Annotated in this window: 20 protein-coding genes; 10 read left to right on the top strand and 10 right to left on the bottom strand. The window is 64.1% G+C overall.

Features of this window, described 5'->3' with window-relative positions; genetic code table 11:
• The first annotated feature begins 99 nt into the window (after nt 1–99).
• Complete coding sequence (locus tag Q0C42_RS05230) at nt 100–342, top strand: hypothetical protein (RefSeq protein WP_295073014.1); 243 nt, start codon at nt 100–102, stop codon at nt 340–342.
• Here Q0C42_RS05230 and Q0C42_RS05225 read toward each other — a convergent pair.
• On the bottom strand, nt 339–593 hold the full coding sequence (locus Q0C42_RS05225; RefSeq protein WP_295073011.1) for a DUF167 domain-containing protein: 255 nt from the start codon (nt 591–593) through the stop codon (nt 339–341). The two genes, Q0C42_RS05230 and Q0C42_RS05225, sit on opposite strands and share 4 nt — an antisense overlap.
• 133 nt (nt 594–726) lie before the next feature.
• Here Q0C42_RS05225 and Q0C42_RS05220 point away from each other — a divergent pair, with 133 nt between their 5' ends.
• The 4 genes from Q0C42_RS05220 to Q0C42_RS05205 all read left to right on the top strand — a co-directional run bounded on the left by Q0C42_RS05220 (nt 727) and on the right by Q0C42_RS05205 (nt 3,695).
• Nucleotides 727–1,830 carry a class II histone deacetylase gene (locus Q0C42_RS05220; RefSeq protein ID WP_295073008.1) on the top strand — a complete coding sequence of 368 codons (1,104 nt, stop codon included), beginning with the start codon at nt 727–729 and terminating at the stop codon, nt 1,828–1,830.
• Between the two features lie 63 nt (nt 1,831–1,893).
• Nucleotides 1,894–2,352 (top strand): YgaP-like transmembrane domain, encoded by a 459-nt coding sequence (locus tag Q0C42_RS05215; protein ID WP_295073005.1) that lies wholly within the window; start codon nt 1,894–1,896, stop codon nt 2,350–2,352.
• Nucleotides 2,353–2,424: 72 nt separating this feature from the next.
• Nucleotides 2,425–3,003 (top strand): nitroreductase, encoded by a 579-nt coding sequence (locus Q0C42_RS05210; protein WP_295073003.1) that lies wholly within the window; start codon nt 2,425–2,427, stop codon nt 3,001–3,003.
• The gene (locus Q0C42_RS05205; protein WP_295074318.1) at nt 3,003–3,695 is read left to right on the top strand and encodes an EI24 domain-containing protein; all 693 of its coding nucleotides are present in this window, start codon (nt 3,003–3,005) and stop codon (nt 3,693–3,695) included. The genes Q0C42_RS05210 and Q0C42_RS05205 overlap by 1 nt, the downstream gene beginning before the upstream one ends.
• A 70-nt stretch (nt 3,696–3,765) precedes the next feature.
• Here the strand turns inward: Q0C42_RS05205 and Q0C42_RS05200 are convergent, their stop codons facing one another.
• Complete coding sequence (locus Q0C42_RS05200) at nt 3,766–4,035, bottom strand: DUF1467 family protein (protein ID WP_295073000.1); 270 nt, start codon at nt 4,033–4,035, stop codon at nt 3,766–3,768.
• Entirely contained in the window at nt 4,032–4,436 is a 405-nt protein-coding gene (gene mce, locus Q0C42_RS05195) for a methylmalonyl-CoA epimerase (RefSeq protein ID WP_295072997.1), read from the bottom strand. Before mce ends, Q0C42_RS05200 begins: the two co-directional genes overlap by 4 nt.
• Nucleotides 4,437–4,568: 132 nt before the next feature.
• Here mce and Q0C42_RS05190 point away from each other — a divergent pair, with 132 nt between their 5' ends.
• Nucleotides 4,569–5,249, top strand: a complete 681-nt coding sequence (locus Q0C42_RS05190) for a response regulator (RefSeq protein WP_295072994.1) — start codon at nt 4,569–4,571, stop codon at nt 5,247–5,249.
• Here Q0C42_RS05190 and Q0C42_RS05185 read toward each other — a convergent pair.
• The 5 genes from Q0C42_RS05185 to Q0C42_RS05165 form a co-directional block, all read right to left on the bottom strand.
• Nucleotides 5,238–5,963 (bottom strand): GNAT family protein, encoded by a 726-nt coding sequence (locus Q0C42_RS05185; RefSeq protein ID WP_295072991.1) that lies wholly within the window; start codon nt 5,961–5,963, stop codon nt 5,238–5,240. The two genes, Q0C42_RS05190 and Q0C42_RS05185, sit on opposite strands and share 12 nt — an antisense overlap.
• Nucleotides 5,964–6,024: 61 nt before the next feature.
• Nucleotides 6,025–6,492, bottom strand: coding sequence for a DUF1993 family protein (locus tag Q0C42_RS05180; RefSeq protein ID WP_295072988.1), 468 nt, complete (start codon nt 6,490–6,492; stop codon nt 6,025–6,027).
• Nucleotides 6,492–8,288, bottom strand: coding sequence for an aspartate--tRNA ligase (gene aspS, locus Q0C42_RS05175; protein ID WP_295072985.1), 1,797 nt, complete (start codon nt 8,286–8,288; stop codon nt 6,492–6,494). The genes Q0C42_RS05180 and aspS overlap by 1 nt, the downstream gene beginning before the upstream one ends.
• Before the next feature lie 147 nt (nt 8,289–8,435).
• Nucleotides 8,436–9,008 carry an aminotransferase class IV family protein gene (locus tag Q0C42_RS05170; RefSeq protein ID WP_295074317.1) on the bottom strand — a complete coding sequence of 191 codons (573 nt, stop codon included), beginning with the start codon at nt 9,006–9,008 and terminating at the stop codon, nt 8,436–8,438.
• Between the two features lie 14 nt (nt 9,009–9,022).
• Entirely contained in the window at nt 9,023–10,159 is a 1,137-nt protein-coding gene (locus Q0C42_RS05165) for an aminodeoxychorismate synthase component I (RefSeq protein WP_295072981.1), read from the bottom strand.
• Between the two features lie 254 nt (nt 10,160–10,413).
• Between Q0C42_RS05165 and Q0C42_RS05160 the strand changes: the two genes are divergently transcribed.
• Nucleotides 10,414–11,973 (top strand): amino acid permease, encoded by a 1,560-nt coding sequence (locus tag Q0C42_RS05160; RefSeq protein ID WP_295072979.1) that lies wholly within the window; start codon nt 10,414–10,416, stop codon nt 11,971–11,973.
• 143 nt (nt 11,974–12,116) lie between these two features.
• Nucleotides 12,117–15,446, top strand: a complete 3,330-nt coding sequence (carB, locus tag Q0C42_RS05155) for a carbamoyl-phosphate synthase large subunit (protein WP_295072977.1) — start codon at nt 12,117–12,119, stop codon at nt 15,444–15,446.
• Nucleotides 15,447–15,493: 47 nt separating this feature from the next.
• On the opposite strand, the gene Q0C42_RS05150 is transcribed toward carB, so the two are convergent.
• Nucleotides 15,494–15,868 carry a hypothetical protein gene (locus tag Q0C42_RS05150; RefSeq protein WP_295072974.1) on the bottom strand — a complete coding sequence of 125 codons (375 nt, stop codon included), beginning with the start codon at nt 15,866–15,868 and terminating at the stop codon, nt 15,494–15,496.
• A 29-nt stretch (nt 15,869–15,897) separates the two neighbouring features.
• Nucleotides 15,898–17,166 carry a hypothetical protein gene (locus tag Q0C42_RS05145; RefSeq protein ID WP_295072971.1) on the bottom strand — a complete coding sequence of 423 codons (1,269 nt, stop codon included), beginning with the start codon at nt 17,164–17,166 and terminating at the stop codon, nt 15,898–15,900.
• Nucleotides 17,167–17,612: 446 nt separating this feature from the next.
• On the opposite strand from Q0C42_RS05145, the gene Q0C42_RS05140 reads away from it, so the two are divergent.
• Nucleotides 17,613–18,023: a ketosteroid isomerase-related protein gene (locus Q0C42_RS05140; protein WP_295072968.1), complete on the top strand. Its 411-nt coding sequence runs from the start codon at nt 17,613–17,615 to the stop codon at nt 18,021–18,023.
• A complete protein-coding gene (locus Q0C42_RS05135; protein ID WP_295072965.1) occupies nt 18,020–18,616 on the top strand; it encodes a GNAT family N-acetyltransferase in 597 nt (198 codons plus the stop codon). Before Q0C42_RS05140 ends, Q0C42_RS05135 begins: the two co-directional genes overlap by 4 nt.

The following is an 18,616-nucleotide window of genomic DNA, read 5'->3' as shown; positions in this document are numbered from 1 at the left end:
TCCCGGCAACGTAACAAATCGGTGGGCAGGGGAAAGGGGCTCTCACGCAAGCGTCATGCCGGGTTGCGGCAACCGGACCTTGGGGCTAGCCTTGGCGCCATGTTTACCATCGAGCACGAATTCGACGCCACAGTCATCACCCTGGTCGACGAGGGCGAGGACCTGCCCCTGCTGGAAGACGTCATCATCAACGCCTTCGAAGATTGCGTGACGGTCGAGCAGGTCGATCCCCAGACCGACGAGGTGATGCGCCTCACCCTGTCCTTGACCCAGGTCCGCGACCTAGCCGCCGCGCTGAACCTGCCCGAGGGCAGCTACCGGCTGGAGCGGAAGGCCGTCTAGGCCGCGTCCAGCCGGAACAGCTTGTCCCGCGCCGTTGCACCGCGGACCAGGATCAGCCGCGTCTTTGCCACCCCCATCGCCCTGGCCAGCGCCGCGCGTGCGGCCTCGGTCGCCTTGCCGGCCTCGGGCGTCTCGGTCACCGCGATGCGGATCTGGCTCTCGACCAGTTCGACCCCCGGTCGGCGAGAGTTCGGGGTCACGCGGACCGCTATGGTCGCGCCCGGCCGGGCAAGATGAGACAGATCGGTCATGTCGGGGTCAAAGCCCGGCGCAGCGGTCCGGGCAAGCGCCAAATTTCTTGATCAAGGAATTTGGATCCCGGTCGCACCGTCTGGCCAAACGTCCCGGCCGCCCATAGTCTTCCGAAAAATCCGGAGTTCCCTCATGACGACCGCCTTCTTCTCGGACGAACGCTGCTTCTGGCATGGTGGCGGCAACTATGCCTTCACGCTTCCCGTCGCCGGTCTGGTCCAGCCCATGCCCGGCGGCCTGCCCGAGAACCCCGAGACCAAGCGTCGCCTGCGCAACCTGATCGAGGTCACCGGCCTGACCCGGCACCTGTCGATGCGCAGCGCGGACCCCGCCACGCAGGAGGACCTGCTGCGCGTCCACCCGGAAAGCTACCTCTCTGCCTTCAAGGCCACCTCCGATGCGGGCGGCGGCGAGCTTGGCCTGCGGACCCCCTTCGGTGCGGGCGGCTACGAGATTGCGGCGCTTTCGGCCGGTCTGGCGAAGGCCGCCGTGCGGGCCGTGCTGACCGGCGAGGCGCGCAACGCCTACGCGCTTTCCCGCCCGCCGGGGCACCATTGCACCGCCGATTTCCCCAACGGCTTCTGCCTGTTGAACAACATCGCCGTGGCGATCCGGTCGGCGCAGGCCGATGGGCTGGCCCGCCGTGTTGCGGTGCTCGACTGGGACGTCCACCACGGCAACGGCACCGAGGCGATCTTCTGGGATGACCCCGATGTGCTGGCGATCAGCCTGCATCAAGAGCGGAACTATCCGCTTGATACCGGCGGGGTCGAGGCGATGGGCGGCCCGAACGCCCTTGGCGCGAACCTCAACCTGCCGCTTCCCCCGGGCACGGGACACCAGAGGTATCTCTACGCGATGGAACGGGTGGTGCTTCCGGCGCTGGAGCGTTTCCAGCCCGACGCGATCATTGTGGCCTGCGGTTTCGATGCCGCCGCGGTCGATCCGCTGGGGCGGATGCTTTGCACCGCCGAAACCTTCCGCATTCTCACCCGCATGGTGATGGAGGCTGCCGACCGGCTGTGCGACGGGCGCCTGACCCTTGTCCACGAAGGCGGCTATTCCGAGGTCTACGTTCCCTTCTGCGGCCATGCCGTGCTGGAGGAGCTGTCCGCCGCGCCGGTCAGCGCGCCCGATCCCCTGGCCGCGACGCTGGCCAGGCGCCAGCCGGACGCCCGCTTTGACGCCTTCGTCCGCGGCTGGATCGACGAGGCGGCTGTGGCACTGGGCCTTTAGCGGCGGGAACAAAGCCCGGGCCAGCAGGGTTGGGGACCAAACCCCAGCTTTTTGCGAGGACCCATGCTGCCTGCAACCACCGACCGTGTCCCCGACCAGACCGAACCCAAGGTCAACGAACAGCTGCGAAAGGCCTATGAGGAGCGGATCGCAGAATATGCGGCGCATCCCGACCGGATCGACGAGCGGCTGACGGAACTCGACCGCGAATGGGATATCGAGCGCGCGATCGAGGCCAATGCCGCAACCCTTGCATTTGCCGGCGTCGCCTTGGGGGCCACCACAGACCGCCGCTGGCTGGTGCTTCCGGCACTGGTCGCGGGCTTTCTTTTGCAGCATGCCCTGCAAGGCTGGTGCCCTCCGGTGCCGATCCTGCGCAGCATGGGCTTTCGCACCGCGGCCGAGATCGATCGCGAGCGGTATGCGCTGAAGGTCCTGCGCGGCGATTTCGTCGGCGTCGCGACCCGCAAGGCCAGCGTGAAGAACCGCGCCGCCGCCGCGATTTCCGCCGTCGAGGGCTAGGGCTTCGCCTGCTCTGGCGGGTTGACGGCGAAACACCTATCCTTGGGGCGTACTCCAGCGCGAAGGACCGCCATGCCCGCCCCGAACGACGCCGCCCTGGCTTTCCTGAAGTCCCGCCGGTCCCGTCCTGCCAAGCTGTTCAGCTTTCCCGTTCCGACCCGTCCGCAGCTGGAGGACATCCTGACCGCTGCAACCCGCGTGCCCGACCACGGCAAGCTGGAACCCTGGCGGCTTGTCGTCCTCCAGGGCGCGGCGTTCCAAAGGCTGGCCGATCTGGCCGAGGCGCGCGCGCGCGAACTTGACGGTGACGCCGAGAAGATCGCGAAGGGCCGCGGGCAGTTTGATCTGGGCAAGCTTGCTGTCGTGGTGATCGCCGCGCCCAAGCCCTCACCGAAGATCCCGCCGGTCGAACAACTCCTGTCTGCCGGGGCGCTTTGTTTCGGAATCGTCAACGCTGCCGAAGCTGCGGGCTGGGGCGCGAACTGGCTGACCGGCTGGCCGTCGCATGATCCGGAGTTCATGGCCCGTGCCTTCGGCTGCATCGAGGGCGAGACCATAGCCGGCATCGTGCATATCGGCACACCACCCGAGGACGGCCCCGACCGCCCGCGCCCCGACCTTGCGCGGATCGTCAGCTGGGTCGACGCGTGATATTCGCCGCCTTCTTTAAGGCCTTGGGCCAGCTTGGCGACCGCCGCTTCCGGCGCGTGGTGATGCTTGGCGTTCTGCTCGCATTGGCCCTCCTGTTCGCGGTTTACGCGTTGTTTCTGCAACTCGTCTGGTGGCTTTCGCCCGATCAGATCGACCTGCCGCTCATCGGCCCGGTGACGGGAATGGATACGCTGCTGGGCTGGACCTCGGTCCTGTTCATGATCGGTCTTTCGATCTTTCTCATGGTCCCGGTCGCTTCGGCCTTCACCGGGCTCTTCCTGGAAGACGTGGCCGACGCCGTCGAGGATCGGCACTATCCGCAGCTGCCGCCCGCCACCCCGCTCAGCTTTGCCGAGGGGTTGCGGCAGTCGGTCAATTTCCTGGGCTTGGTGATCGCGCTGAACATCGCGGCGCTTTTCGTCTATCCGTTCCTAGGCCCCGGCATTCCGCTGGCATTCTGGGCGCTGAACGGTTTTCTGCTGGGGCGGGAATACTTCAGCCTCGTGGCGCTGCGACGCCTGCCGCCGTCCGAGGTGAAGGCCATGCTCCGCCGCAATCGCGGGACGCTTTGGGTCGCGGGAACGCTGATGGCGGCGCCATTGTCCGTCCCGATCCTGAACCTGGTGGTCCCGGTCCTGGGGGTGGCGACCTTCACCCACCTCTACCACCAGCTCGCCTCGGCGGGCCGGTAGCGCGACCCAAATTTCTTGATCAAGAAAATTGCCAAAATCCTTGCTTAAGGATTTTGTGCCGGACCCACCGTCAGGGCGTCATCCGCCCGAACCAGTCCAGGTCTTCCATCGTGATCCAGCCCGACAGGATCACCCCCGCAATCACCACCCAAAGCGGCGTCGCGATCAGCGTGGTGATCCAGGCTTTCCGCTTCATCACCTCGCCCGCCGGCGCGCCCGGGGGTGTCCCCGGCACGATCTCGTTCGCCTCGTCCTGCGAGACGGTGCGGTACGGCAGGACGCAGAACAGCGTCATGAACCAGGTGATCGAATAAAGGACGAGTGCCGCCGTGATCGTCATGCCTGTTCAAGCTCCACCAGACAGCCGTTGAAATCCTTGGGATGCAGGAACAGCACCGGCTTGCCATGCGCCCCGATCTTCGGCTCTCCGTTTCCCAACACCCGCGCGCCCGAGGCCTTGAGGTGATCGCGCGCCGCAAGGATGTCGTCGACCTCATAGCAGATGTGATGGATCCCGCCCGAGGGGTTCTTTTCCAGAAAGCCCAGGATCGGAGAGTTCTCGCCCAACGGATACAAGAGCTCGATCTTGGTGTTCGGCAGTTCGATGAAGACGACCGTCACCCCGTGATCCGGCTCTGGCTGCGGCGCGCCGACCTTGGCACCCAAAGTGCCGCGGTACTGCGCTGCCGCGGCTTCCAGGTCCGGCACGGCGATGGCGACGTGGTTCAGGCGACCGATCATGGAGTCCTCCAGGCTTGTCGCCCCGCTTATGCGATCCGGCTTCGCACCTTGCAAGCGGGCTATGGGTCGCAGGCGTTAACCCGGGTTTTACACGCTTTGGACAAACTCCGCCCACCGCAGACGAGGTTGCCCATGCCGTTTCCCCCCGATCCGATGTTGCCACTCAGCCCGCCGCAGGGGCCGGACCGCCTGCCGCTGCAGGGCCTGTCCCTTTTGATCGTGGACGACAGCCGCTTTACCTGTGACGCGCTTCGGCTGATCCTGCACCGTGCCGGCGCCCGGCTGCGTCGCGCAGAAAGCCTTGAAATCGCTAGACTTCACCTTGCCTTTCGCCGACCCGACCTTGCGATCATCGACCTCGGCCTGCCCGACGGACGGGGGGAAGACCTGATCGCCGAACTGGCCGCCGAAGGCCTGCCGGTTCTGGGTCTTTCCGGCGATCCAGACGGGCGCGAAACGGCACTGGATGCCGGCGCGACCGGATTTCTGGAAAAACCCCTCGGCTCCGCCGCGGCGCTGGTCCGACTGATTCGCCAGCTTGCCAGTGGTGCTGGCCCGGTCGAGAAGGGCGAAGATGTGCCCGCCCCCCTGGGCGATCCCCTGGCCCTGCGCGACGACCTGATGCGTGCCGCCACCCTGATCACCGCTTCGGGCGATCCGGCCTATGCCAAGGGGTTCCTGCGCAGCCTTGCCCGTGCAGCGGGCGATACCGCGCTGGAGGCGGCGGTCCAGGATGCCCAGACCGCCTTCGACCGCGCCAGACTGGCCCGCATGATCGAGGACCGGCTTGCCACCCTCAGCTCACTGGCCTGACGCGCTCAGCGCCGGATCGCTTCCAGCCCGCACCAGCCGCGTCAGGTCGGACAGCCGCTCGCGCTGCCGCCCCTTCGCATCGAAGTTCGCCGGCGCAAGCCAGGCCGCATAGGCCTCGGCCAACGCAGGCCATTCGCTGTCGATGACCGAGAACCAGGCCGTATCCCGGTTCCGTCCCTTGACGATCATGTGCTGCCGGAACACGCCCTCGAAGCTGAACCCCAGCCGCTGCGCCGCCCGGCGCGAGGCCATGTTCAAGGCGTTGCACTTCCATTCATAGCGCCGGTATCCGGCCTCGAAAGCCCACTGCATCATCAGGAACATGGCTTCGGTCCAGGCCACCCCGCGCTGCATGGACGGGGAAATGCAGATGTGCCCGACCTCGATCGACCCCACCTCGGGCGCGATCCGCAAGTAGCTGGCGATCCCGCCCGGCAACCCCGTCGCCACATCCCGCAGCACCACAAATCGCGGGTCTTCGCCGGCCTCCCGCTCCCGCGCCCAGCGGTGATAGGCCGAGCCTGACGCGAAGGGCCCGTAGGGCATGTAGTCCCACAGTCCGTCGTGTCCCTGAAACGCCTCTTGCAACGGGAAGGCATGGCGGTCCGCCTCCAGCGGCTCCAGCCGCACGAAACGCCCTTCGATTGCCGCGAAATCAGGTCGCCGCGGCGGCGTCCAGCCGGTGACAACCTCGCCCAGTCTTGCGTCCGACATTCTGCGCCTCCCAAGCCCCGTTACAGGCTAGGCCCGAGACAGGACCAGCGCAAGCGACTGACTAAAAGCGGAAATCATCCGGATAGGAATGGAACCCGTCAAAATCGGCCTTGCCCAGCCGCACGCCCGCCGCACGCAATGCCGCATAGCCCATTGTCAGGTGGAAGAAGAAATTCGGCAGACCGTAAAGGTGCAGAAACTCCACCCCAGTCTGCTCCAGCACCGAAAACCCGGCCTGATGCCGGATGACCCTGCCCTCGGCCCCCTCGAACTCTGCCGGGGTCATCGCGCCCAGCATTGCCCGCGCCACAGCCAGCCGGGGGCCCAAGGCCTGCGGCAGGTCCGGCACCTCGCGGCCTGCCAGCGGGCAGGTGATCCGCAAGGCGAACCCCGCCGCCGTGGCAAACTGCTGGGCTGCCGGAAAAGCGTCGGCGATACGGGCCTCCAAAGCCTCGGGTCCCGCCTTTTCGGCCATCTCCGCCACACGGGCGAGGTAGTGCCGGAAGACGGGGACCGAGGCCTGGTACATCAGGCTTCCTTGGGCAGAACGCGCAACCGCAACTCGCGCAGCTGTTCGTTCAGGGGCTCAGATGGCGCCCCCATCAGCAGGTCCTCGGCGCGCTGGTTCATCGGGAACATGATGACCTCGCGGATGTTCTGCGTGTCGGCCAGCAGCATGACCAGCCGGTCGATCCCCGCGGCGCAACCACCGTGCGGAGGTGCCCCGTACTTGAACGCCTTGACCATTCCGCCGAAGCGCTTGTCGACTTCGCTGTTCGGGTAGCCCGCCAGCTCGAACGCCTTGTACATGATTTCCGGCTTGTGGTTCCGGATGCCGCCCGAGATGACCTCATAGCCGTTGCAGGCCAGGTCATACTGGTAGGCATAGACGTCCAGCGGGTCGCCGTTCAGCGCCTCAAGCCCGCCCTGCGGCATCGAGAAGGGGTTGTGGGAAAAGTCGATCTTCCCCTCGTCGGTCTTCTCGTACATCGGGAAATCGACGATCCAGGCGAAGCGGAAGCTGTCCTTGTCGGTCAGCCCCAGCTCTTCACCGATTACATTCCGCGCCCGGCCCGCGATGGGCTCGAACGTTTCGGGCTTGCCGCCCAGGAAGAAGGCCGCGTCGCCTTTTTCCAGGCCGAGCTGCACCCGGATCGCCTCGGTCCGCTCCGGCCCGATGTTCTTGGCCAGGGGACCGGCGGCTTCCATGCCCGAGCCATCCTCGGCCTCGCGCCAGAAGATGTAGCCCATGCCCGGCAGCCCCTGCTGCTGGGCGAAGGCGTTCATCCGGTCGCAGAACTTGCGGCCCACGGGCTCGCCCGACGGCCCCTTGGGTGCCGGAATGGCGCGGACCTCGTTGCCCTCCTGCTCCAGAAGCTTGGCGAAGATCGCGAAACCGGAACCTGCGAAATGCTGCGACACATCCTGCATCCGGATCGGGTTGCGCAGGTCGGGCTTGTCCGAGCCGAACCATTTCAACGAGTCCCGGTACGCGATGCGCGGCCAGTCGGCGTGGACGCGGCGACCCTTGCCGAAGGTCTCGAACAACCCCTGCAACACCGGCTGGACGGCGGCGAACACGTCGTCCTGGGTGACGAAGGACATCTCGACGTCCAGCTGGTAAAAGTCGGTGGGCGAGCGGTCGGCGCGGGGGTCTTCGTCGCGGAAGCAGGGCGCAATCTGGAAATAGCGGTCGAAGCCCGCAACCTGGATCAGCTGCTTGAACTGCTGCGGCGCCTGCGGCAGGGCGTAGAACTTGCCCGGATGCAGCCGCGAGGGCACCAGGAAGTCGCGCGCGCCTTCCGGCGACGAGGCGGTGATGATCGGCGTCTGGAACTCGGTGAACCCCTGGTCCCACATCGCATTCCGCAGCCAGCGCACCACGTTCGACCGCAGCATCATGTTCTGGTGCATCGTGTCGCGGCGCAGGTCGAGGAAGCGGTAGGTCAGCCGCGTCTCCTCGGGGTATTCGGTGTCGCCGAAGACCGGCAACGGCAGCTCCTCGGAGGCGCCCAGCACCTCGACCTCGGTGACATAAAGCTCGATCTCGCCCGTCGGGATCTTGGCGTTGACCAGGGACGCATCGCGCGCCTTGACCCGGCCGTCGACCCGGACCACCCATTCCGCCCGCACCTTCTCCAGCGCGGCAAAGGCCGGGCTGTCGCCGTCGCACAGAAGCTGCGTGATCCCGTAGTGGTCGCGCAGGTCGATGAAGAGCACGCCCCCGTGGTCACGCACCCGGTGGACCCAGCCCGACAGGCGGACCGTCTCGCCGACGTGATCCTTGTTCAGCGCGGCACAGGTGTGGCTGCGATAGGCGTGCATCATCACTCCCCTTTCCAGGGCCTCAATTTCCTCGCGCCGATACACCTTGCCCCCTGCCCGAAGTCAACCCCGCGCCCTTTCATCTTTGCCCAAATATCCCCGCCGGAGGCACCCGGCATCGACCGCAAGTGCCTCCGGCGGGGATATTTATCCAAAGATGAAAACCGCAGGGATCAACCCGCGCAATGCATTGCCGACCCAGAGCCGGACATGGGGCAGGTCGTCGCCGTGCAGAACCTCCTCCGGGCAATCCAGTTCCGCCCGCAAGACACCCGGCAGCAAACCGCAGGACAAGGGCGGCGTCCGCATCCCCTGCCCGCGGTCGAAGAAGACGGAAGTGATCGACCCGTCGCAGACCTCGCCGCGTTCATTCAGGAAGATGACCTCATCCAGCCCCTCCGGCAAAGCCGCCCGCGCCCGGTCGTAAACCGCGCGTCGCGTCGACTTCACCCGCAGCCAGGGATCGTTCGAGCGCAACCGCTCGGCCGCCAACCCCACCCGCCATTCCGCAGCGGTCGCGGGCATCGAAAAGACCTGCCAGTCCTCCTGTCCGGTCGCATCGACGGTCAACCGCACACGCGCGGGACGATCCGGAAGGGTGAGGGGGCATTTCAGGTCGAAGCCGACGCCCGGACGCGCCCAGCCCAGCCGCGCGCGCGATCCGTTCAGCCGGTCGAGATGGCGCAGGATGCGGGGAAACCTCTCCCCGTCCCACAGCATCGTCTCGATCAGCTTCAGTCCCAGCTCTCTGCCGCCTTCACGAAGCGCGCTTTCCACAGCGCTTCCTCCCATTCGCCATCCGCGGTCGACCCGTGCGTCAGCCCGCCGCCCACATTCATCACGATCTGGTCCCCGGTCACCGACAGCGTCCGGATCGCCACCGAGAAATCCGCCTCTCCGTCCGGGCCCATCCACCCCACCGCGCCGCAATAGACGCCACGGGCGCAAGGCTCCACTTCGCGGATGATCTCCATCGCCCGGATCTTCGGCGCTCCGGTCACCGAGCCGCAGGGAAACAGCGCCGCCATCAGTCCCGGCAGGGTCGGCGGGCCCTCCAGGACCCCTTCCACCGTCGAAGTCATCTGGTGCACCGTCGCATAGGTCTCGATGGCGAAAAGCGCTGGGACCTTCACCGTGCCGACCTTCGACAGCCGCGAGATGTCGTTGCGCAAGAGGTCCACGATCATCAGGTTTTCGGCCCGGTCCTTTTCGGCCGCCAGCAGTTCGGCCACGATGGCCGCATCCTCGGCCACGTCCTTGCCACGCGGGCGGGTGCCCTTCATCGGACGGGTGACGATCTTGCCGCCCTGAACCTTGAAGAACAGCTCCGGCGACCGCGAGACCACGACCGGGCCGACGCCAAGGTCGACATAAGCGCCATGCCCCACCGCTCCGGTCCGCCTGAAAGCCCCGTAAAGGCCCAGCGACGTCCCCGAGACGAGGCGTGCCGTCATCGGGAAGGTCAGGTTCACCTGGTAGCAGTCGCCCGCCGCGATGTAGTCAAAGACCTTGCGCGCGGCATTGCCATAGGCACGGCGACCGATCGCGGGCCGGGGTGAGGTCATCCGGGTCGCGCGGCCTTCCTCAAGCGCGCGGGCCAGCGCCGGTGCGGCAGGCGCAGGACCATCGAAGACGCCCAGTGCCAGAAGCGGTCCGGGACGCTTCCGCGGCATCTGGCGCGCAAGCTTCGCTTCCAGCGCATAGCCCGCCTCATAGGCCACATACCCGGCCAGCCAGCCGCCCGCGGTCCGCGCCGCCTCTGCCCGCGCCAGCGCCGCGGTGATCTCATCCGGCCGGTCGGCGATGATCACCTCGCGCGGGCGGTCAAAGAAAGCCGGCTCGCCCCCTGGTCCATGTTCGATGAGGATCACCCGCCGGCCCCTTTATCCTTGCTCTTCGAGATAGGCCGATCATGCCTGCCCCGCCAGACGAATCCGCGCCGCAGGGACAGCCGAAAGCGACCTCCGGGTGCGAAAAACTTGATCGCCCGATCATTAGACGCATTCCAAGCTTGCCAGATGATCAAAATAGCGCTTCCCTGCGGGCACGGCCGGCCACCAGATGATGTGGCTCAACGATAACCAATAACAACAATCGTCCAACACCGGTACGAAGGGACACCGCAATGGCTTCCGACGACTATAATGAAAACGCCAAGCATGAGGACCTGAAGGTCCTGCATGGCATGGGTTACGCACAGGAGCTCTCACGCTCCATGTCGAAGTTTTCGAACTTCGCCATCTCCTTCTCGATCATCTGCATCCTCTCGGGCGGCATCAACTCCTTCGCTCAGGCCGTCTCCTCGGTCGGGGGCGCGGGCGGCGGCATCGGCTGGATCGTCGGCTCGGCGCTGTCGGGCATGTTCGCCCTGGCGATGGCGCAGATCGCATCGGCCTTCCCGACGGCGGGTGGGCTTTACCACTGGGGTTCCATCCTCGGAAACCGCTTCTGGGGCTGGCTGACGGCCTGGCTGAACCTCCTTGGGCTGATCACGGTCCTCGGCGCGATCAACATCGGGACGGCCTATTTCTTCACCGGCACCTTCGGCTCGATGTTCGGCTTCACCGGGACCGATTGGCAGATCGTCGGCTTCGTCGCCGTGATCACCGTGATCCAGGCGGTCTTCAACCATGTCGGCATCAAGGTGACCACCTTCCTGACCGACATCTCGGGCTACATCATCTTCGCGACCACCGCTGTTCTCGTGGTGGCCTGCCTGTTCTACGCCCCCGCGATCGACATCTCGCGGCTCTGGACCTTCACCAACTATTCGGGTGCTGCCGGCGGCGAGGTCTTCCCGCAGTCCGACAACATCGCCTATCTCTTCCTGCTGTGCCTGCTGCTGCCGGTCTACACCATCACCGGCTACGATGCCTCGGCGCATACGTCGGAAGAGACGAAGAACGCTGCCGAGGCGGTGCCCCGCGGTATCGTTTCGGCCGTGCTCTGGTCGTCGCTGATCGGCTGGATCATGATCTGCGCGATCATCCTGGCGATCCCGGACATGGACGCCGCGGCCGCACAGGGCTGGGGCGTGTTCTTCGGCACGATGGACGCGATCCTGCCCGCCGGGCTGAAGATGACGATCTACTTCTTCATCTTCATCGCGCAGCTGCTTTGCGGCCTGGCCACCGTGACCTCGGCCAGCCGGATGCTGTTTGCCTTCTCGCGCGATGACGGTGTTCCCGGCTTCTCGAAGGCGCTGGCAACGGTGTCGCCGAAGTACCGGACCCCGGTGAATGCCATCTGGACCTCGACCGTGCTCTGCATCCTCTACGTGGTGCTGGCTCTGTCCATCAAGGTCGGCGAAACCTCGATCTACGTGATCGTGGTGAACTCGACCCTCGTCTTCCTGTTCCTGTCCTTCACCATCCCGCTGATCGCCGGCATGCTGGCCTATGGCGGGCCGAAGTGGCCGCAACCAGGTCCCTGGGCCATGTCCGCCGGGCTTTACAAGCTGGTGACGGTGCTGTCCGTCCTCGGCATGGGGGTCATCCTCTTCATCGCCGTCGCCCCGCCGAACGAGCGTGTGCTCTATGTCGTCGCGGGCTTCATCGTCTTGGCGCTGATCGTGTGGGTCCTGGGCGAGAACCGCCGCTTCGAAGGCCCGCCGACCGGGGACCGCATCGCCGCCCGCAAGGCTGCGATCGCGGCTGCCGAAGCCGCCGTGGGCGAGAGGGGCTGAAGCCTGGCAACGCCTGAAAATCGGAAAGGCCGGGGGTTCGCTCCCGGCCTTTTCCTTTGCCGATCCTCGGCCCGTTTGCCCCTTGCGCCGGTCCGGCTTCTGTCTATAACCCGCACAATTTTGCGCAATAGGTGGGGGCTGACATGCCGAAGCGGACCGATATCAAGTCGATCATGATCATCGGCGCGGGCCCCATCGTCATCGGTCAGGCCTGCGAGTTCGACTACTCCGGCGCCCAGGCCTGCAAGGCCCTGCGTGAAGAAGGCTACCGGGTCATCCTGGTGAACTCCAACCCCGCGACGATCATGACCGACCCGGGGTTGGCGGACGCCACCTACATCGAGCCGATCACCCCCGAAGTCGTCGCCAAGATCATCGAAAAGGAACGCCCCGACGCCATCCTGCCTACGATGGGCGGGCAGACCGGCCTGAACACCGCCCTGGCGCTGGCCGACATGGGCGTGTTGGAAAAGTACAACGTCGAGCTGATCGGGGCCAAGCGCGAAGCCATCGAAATGGCAGAAGATCGCAAGTTGTTCCGCGAGGCGATGGACCGCATCGGCCTGGAAAATCCCAAGGCCACCATCATCGCCGCCCCGAAGAAGGCCGACGGCAAGTATGACATCGCCGCCGGCGTGCGCGAGGCCATCGAGGCCATCGAATACGTCGGCCTCCCCGCCATCATCCGCCCCGCCTTCACGCTTGGCGGCACCGGCGGCGGCGTCGCCTACAACCGCGACGACTACGAGGCCATCGTGAAGTCCGGGCTCGAAGCCTCGCCCGTAGCGCAAGTGCTGGTCGATGAATCCCTCCTCGGCTGGAAGGAATTCGAGATGGAGGTTGTCCGCGACAAGGCTGACAACGCCATCATCGTCTGCGCCATCGAGAACGTCGATCCGATGGGCGTCCACACCGGCGACAGCATCACGGTGGCCCCGGCGCTGACCCTGACCGACAAGGAATACCAGATCATGCGCAACGGCAGCATCGCCGTCCTGCGCGAAATCGGGGTCGAAACCGGCGGCTCCAACGTCCAGTGGGCCATCAACCCCGCCGACGGCCGCATGGTCGTGATCGAGATGAACCCCCGCGTCTCCCGCTCCTCCGCTTTGGCGTCGAAAGCCACCGGCTTCCCCATCGCCAAGATCGCCGCCAAACTCGCCGTCGGCTACACCCTGGACGAGCTCGACAACGACATCACCAAGGTCACGCCCGCGTCCTTCGAACCCTCCATCGACTACGTCGTCACCAAGATCCCCCGCTTCGCCTTCGAGAAATTCCCCGGCTCCGAGCCGAACCTGACCACCGCGATGAAATCGGTGGGCGAAGCGATGGCCATCGGCCGCACCATCCACGAATCCCTGCAAAAGGCCCTCGCCAGCCTTGAAACCGGCCTCACCGGCTTTGACGAAATCGCCATCCCCGGCGCGCCGGAGAAAGCCTCCATCGTCAAGGCCCTTGGCCAGGCCACCCCCGACCGCCTCCGCGTCATCGCGCAAGCCATGCGGCACGGGCTGACCAACGACGAGATCAACCAGATCACCTCCTTCGACCCCTGGTTCCTCTCCCGCATCCGCGAGATCATCGACACCGAAGCCACCATCCGCAAGGACGGCCTGCCCACCAACCCCGACGCCCTCCGCGCGCTGAAGATGATGGGCTTCACCGACGCCCGCCTCGCCAAGCTGACCGGCCGCGACGAAGCGCAAGTCCGCCGCGCAAGAACCCGCCTCGGCGTCACCGCCGTCTTCAAGCGCATCGACACCTGCGCCGCCGAGTTCGAGGCACAGACCCCCTACATGTATTCCACCTACGAACACCCCGCGATGGGCGACGTGGAATGCGAAAGCCGTCCCTCGAACGCCAAGAAAGTCGTCATCCTCGGCGGCGGCCCGAACCGCATCGGGCAAGGCATCGAATTCGACTACTGCTGCGTCCACGCCTGCTACGCGCTCACCGCCGCGGGCTATGAGACCATCATGGTCAACTGCAACCCCGAGACCGTCAGCACCGACTACGACACCTCCGACCGCCTCTATTTCGAACCGCTGACCCTGGAACACGTCCTCGAAATCCTGCGCGTCGAACGGCAGAACGGCACGCTTCACGGCGTCATCGTCCAGTTCGGCGGCCAGACGCCGCTGAAACTCGCCAACGCGCTGCACGACGAAGGCATCCCGATCCTCGGCACCACGCCCGACGCCATCGACCTCGCCGAAGACCGCGAACGCTTCCAGGGCCTTCTCAACAAACTTGGCCTGAAGCAGCCCGTCAACGGCACCGCCCGCAGCCGGGACGAGGCCTTCAAGGTGGCCGAAACCGTCGGCTACCCCCTCGTCATCCGCCCCTCCTTCGTCCTTGGCGGCCGCGCGATGGAGATTATCCGCGACGACGCCCAGCTCGAACGTTACATCACCACCGCCGTCCAGGTCTCCGGCTCCTCCCCCGTCCTCCTCGATAGCTACCTCTCCGGTGCCGTCGAGGTTGACGTAGATGCGTTAAGCGACGGTAAAGATGTCCATGTCGCTGGAATCATGGAACATATCGAAGAGGCCGGCGTCCACTCCGGCGACTCGGCCTGCTGCCTGCCGCCGCACCAGCTCTCCGCCGAAACGGTCGAGGAACTGAAACGCCAGACCGTCGTCATGGCCCTTGCCCTCAACGTCGTCGGCCTGATGAACGTGCAGTTCGCGATCAAGGACGGCGTGATCTACGTCCTGGAAGTGAACCCCCGCGCCAGCCGCACCGTGCCCTTCGTCGCCAAGGCCACCGACAGTGCCATCGCCTCCATCGCCGCCCGCCTGATGGCCGGTGAGCCCCTGTCGAACTTCCCGATGCGCGCCCCCTACCCCGCCGGCGTCGGCCCCGACAGCCCGCTGCCGCTCGCCGACCCGCTGACCCTCGCCGACCCGAACACGCCGTGGTTCAGCGTGAAGGAGGCCGTCCTCCCCTTCGCCCGCTTCCCCGGCGTCGACCCGGTCCTCGGGCCGGAAATGCGCTCGACCGGCGAAGTCATGGGCTGGGACCGCACCTTCGCCTTGGCCTTCCTCAAGGCCCAGATGGGGGCAGGCACGATCCTTCCAACCGAAGGCCGCGTCTTCCTGTCGGTCAAGGACATGGACAAGACCCCCGCACTCGCCGCCGCCGCCCGCGACCTTGTGGCGATGGGCTTCGTGATCGTCGCCACCAAGGGCACGGCGAAGTGGCTGGCCGAGCAGAACGTCCCCTCCGAGGCCGTCGCCAAGGTCTACGAAGGCCGCCCAAACATCGTCGACCGCCTGAAGAACAACGACATCGCGCTGGTGATGAACACGACCGAGGGCACGCAGGCGGTGAGCGACAGTCGGGATATCCGCCGCGTCGCGCTGATGGACAAGATCCCGTATTTCACGACGGCTGCGGCGTCGGTGGCGGCCGTGGCCGCGATGAAGGCGCGGGGCGAGGGGTATGGGGTGCGGACGTTGCAGGGGTGAGGCAACCAAACAACGGGCCTCGACCTTGTTTCGTCAAGAGTCCTCGATCAGGGATTTGGGCGCTGATAGCCGAACAACTCCGTCATAATCATTCCAAAAAGAGCACCAAAGAAGAATTCAACCTTCAAGAAATTAGAGTTCAGAGACTCTAAATCAGGGGCGTCCGACTGAACAAAAGAAATTGGTATATAGAATAGGGCGGCGAAGAATGGCAAAACAATCATTACAATCGCCGCCATCAAGAACGGGTTAATGGGCCTTGCGTCTTCCGAAGCATCCTGACGAAAGAGCCAAGCTAAGACTGCAGATACGTATGCAAGAGTGAGTGGTGCATTGATTTCCTGAACCTTTGACCCGCTTGGTAGATCAATTAAGAAGATAAAGGTAAGGGCTAATGCAACATGCGCAAAGACTACGCACAAGCCCAACCAAGAACTGAATCTCTGCCTTGTCATCCAGATTTAGCCTTTCTTGCTTCCGCTCTAAGCTTCGCGAATTCTTTAAAGTAGGTCGCAACTTGAAGTTGGCCCGCATCAAGCGGCTCCGTGTAGTATCTCCGAGCGCTGAGCTCACGATAAACGGCACTGAAACGAGCCATCACTCTAGCAGAATTTTCTATCCTTTCAAGGAAGGAGATTAACCCACTTCCCAGATCATCTTTGCTCCCACCGGCTTGCCTCCCGTAGATCCCTTGCGCGCAGTCAACAAAGCTCTTTAGAACACCTGCCACTGCTTCCTGCCTCACTTGGCTGCTTAGGTTCACGATGACTGAACCATCACCAGCTGAGATCATTGACTGCAACATCATGTCAGAAAGCTCAAGACAAACAGTTGGATCACTGTCCTTGACTATCTCAAGTGTCTTGGGAAGCTCTTCAACAAGCGCAAAGCGACGCTCGTTGTAGACCTGAAGGACTTTTGCTAATGCCGCCTGACGCAAAGTGTTGCTGTCAGAGAGCGATAAATTCTCACCTATGCGATAGTAGATTTCCAGTAGTCTCAGCTTAAAGACAATCTCGTCCAATGGGACTTGAGCCGCTCCCCTACTAAAGAGATCGGATTGCATCCAAAACTCCAAGAGGTCACTCCGTTCATCTTCGCCTAGAGAAGCGATCTTCATTCTGTTAAGGGCAAATTCGTAAAGAAGACTTCGCTCAGGAAAGCGAGTGTAAAAGCCACTTTCAATTTGCAGCTCGACTGCCAGAAGGAAAACAAGAACGTTTGCATCACCCCAAGCGACCGACTCGGAGCGAAGGAAAGGGAAACTTTGTTCGATTGCCTTCACTCGGTCCTTCTCGGCTTTAATTCCGTACACATTGAAGCTAATTTTCTCGGCGTCATTAACATCTTCCTTGGTAACCACCTGAACCGGAACGAAACCTACAAGATCTCCGGACGCATTCTGCATGCTTCCACCAATCATCGCAATGAAGTTTGCATCCCTATCGACATCGATACGAGATTCAAAAACAAGCTGATTGCTCCCATTCATTTTCCCGGATACGACTTCAACATCCCCCAGGAAACTACCGTTCTGAACAACACGAACTACTAAATTGAGCTCAACGTTATTCAAATCGCTTACCCCAATAACCTTCCCTAACACCTCAACCGAAGCCACTACAGACGACGGCAAGAGTGAAAGTGCAAAGAGAATGCAGAATAGGCAGAATTTTAAAAGGCCGATTGCGCCCGTACCGAAGCTGGAAGAACTTTTCAACTGCACGCTCCAGGTTGGCCAAAGTAGCATATCGAGGCTTCCATGTTGGACACACTGCACTGCGAGAACAAGGAAGCCACATCCGTAGGAAAGAGGTGAGCGCGGCGAAGCATAACACTTGGTCGCACTGTATAAGATGAGTGAGCAGGGTTGGTTGATCAAGTTCTTTGTTTCGCGCGCAACCGTATCATACTGTAATAGAGCCTTACGGTTCTGGATTGTTACCGTGAATCGGCGGCTCCCTTTACCCGATTCCTTTGGCACTTGTCAGCCGTTTACCCTTAACAACCTCCTAACGCCCACACCCAACCCATTGGAATCCTTTGCGGCCCCCACCTGCCCACGCGTGGGCACCCAGAGGGGTCGCTTTCCGCCCCCACCCCGCCGCCTGCGACTTCCCCCCGCCCCCGGCGCCCGCTACTCTCTCCCGGAAAATGGAGACCCCGATGCCCCGCGAGACCACCCTCTCCCTCCTCCGCCGCTACTACGACGCCTTCAATGCCGGCGACCCCGAGGGGATGCTCGCCTGCCTGACCGAGGACGTCGAGCACCGGGTGAACGAGGGCGGGCACCGGATCGGGAAGGCGAAGTTCCGCGACTTCTGCAGCCACATGGGGGTCAGCTACCGGGAGCAGCTGCACGACCTCACCCTCTTCGCCACCGACGACGGCACCCGCGGGGCGGCCGAATTCGTGGTCCACGGGGAGTATCTGAAGACCGACCCCGGCCTGCCCGAAGCGAAGGGCCAGACCTACGTGATCCCCGCCGGGGGGTTCTTCGAGATCAGGGACGGCCTCATCAGCCGCATCACCACATTCTACAATCTGAACGACTGGATCGCGCAGGTCAGCCGATGAACATCGACGAAATCGACGTCCGTGTCCTGAAAGGCCCCGACCTGGAGGCGGCCCTGGACGGCGTGGCCCAACTCCGGATCACCGTGTTCCGGGACTGGCCCTACCTTTACGACGGCTCGCTTGCATACGAACGCGAATACCTCGCCACCTACCGCGACAATCCGGGGGCGCTGCTGGTCGGGGCCTTCCACGACGGCCAACTGATCGGTGCCTCGACCTCGACCCCGATGGAGGACCACGCGCCGGAGTTTGCAGCTCCCTTCCGTGACATCGGCCTGCAACCGGAAAGCATCCTTTACGGGGCGGAATCCGTCCTTCTCCGCCCCTATCGCGGGATCGGTCTTGGCCACCGTTTCATCGACCTGCGCGAAGCGCATGCCCGTACCCTTGGCCGCACCCATGTCGCCTTCTGCTCGGTCATCCGGCCGGACGACCATCCGGCAAGACCTGCCGCCACGCGAACCAACGATGCCTTCTGGCGCGGACGTGGATACCAGACGCTGCCCGGCGTGGTGGCGCGGTTCAGCTGGAAGGACCTCGGCGACAGCGCCGAGACGGAAAAGCCGCTCCAGTTCTGGATGCGGCAGCTCTGA

The sequence above is a fragment of the Tabrizicola sp. genome, from assembly GCF_022842145.1.
In the GTDB taxonomy this organism is placed as follows: Bacteria; Pseudomonadota; Alphaproteobacteria; order Rhodobacterales; family Rhodobacteraceae; genus Tabrizicola.
This window is presented reverse-complemented; position numbering and strand designations above follow the sequence as displayed.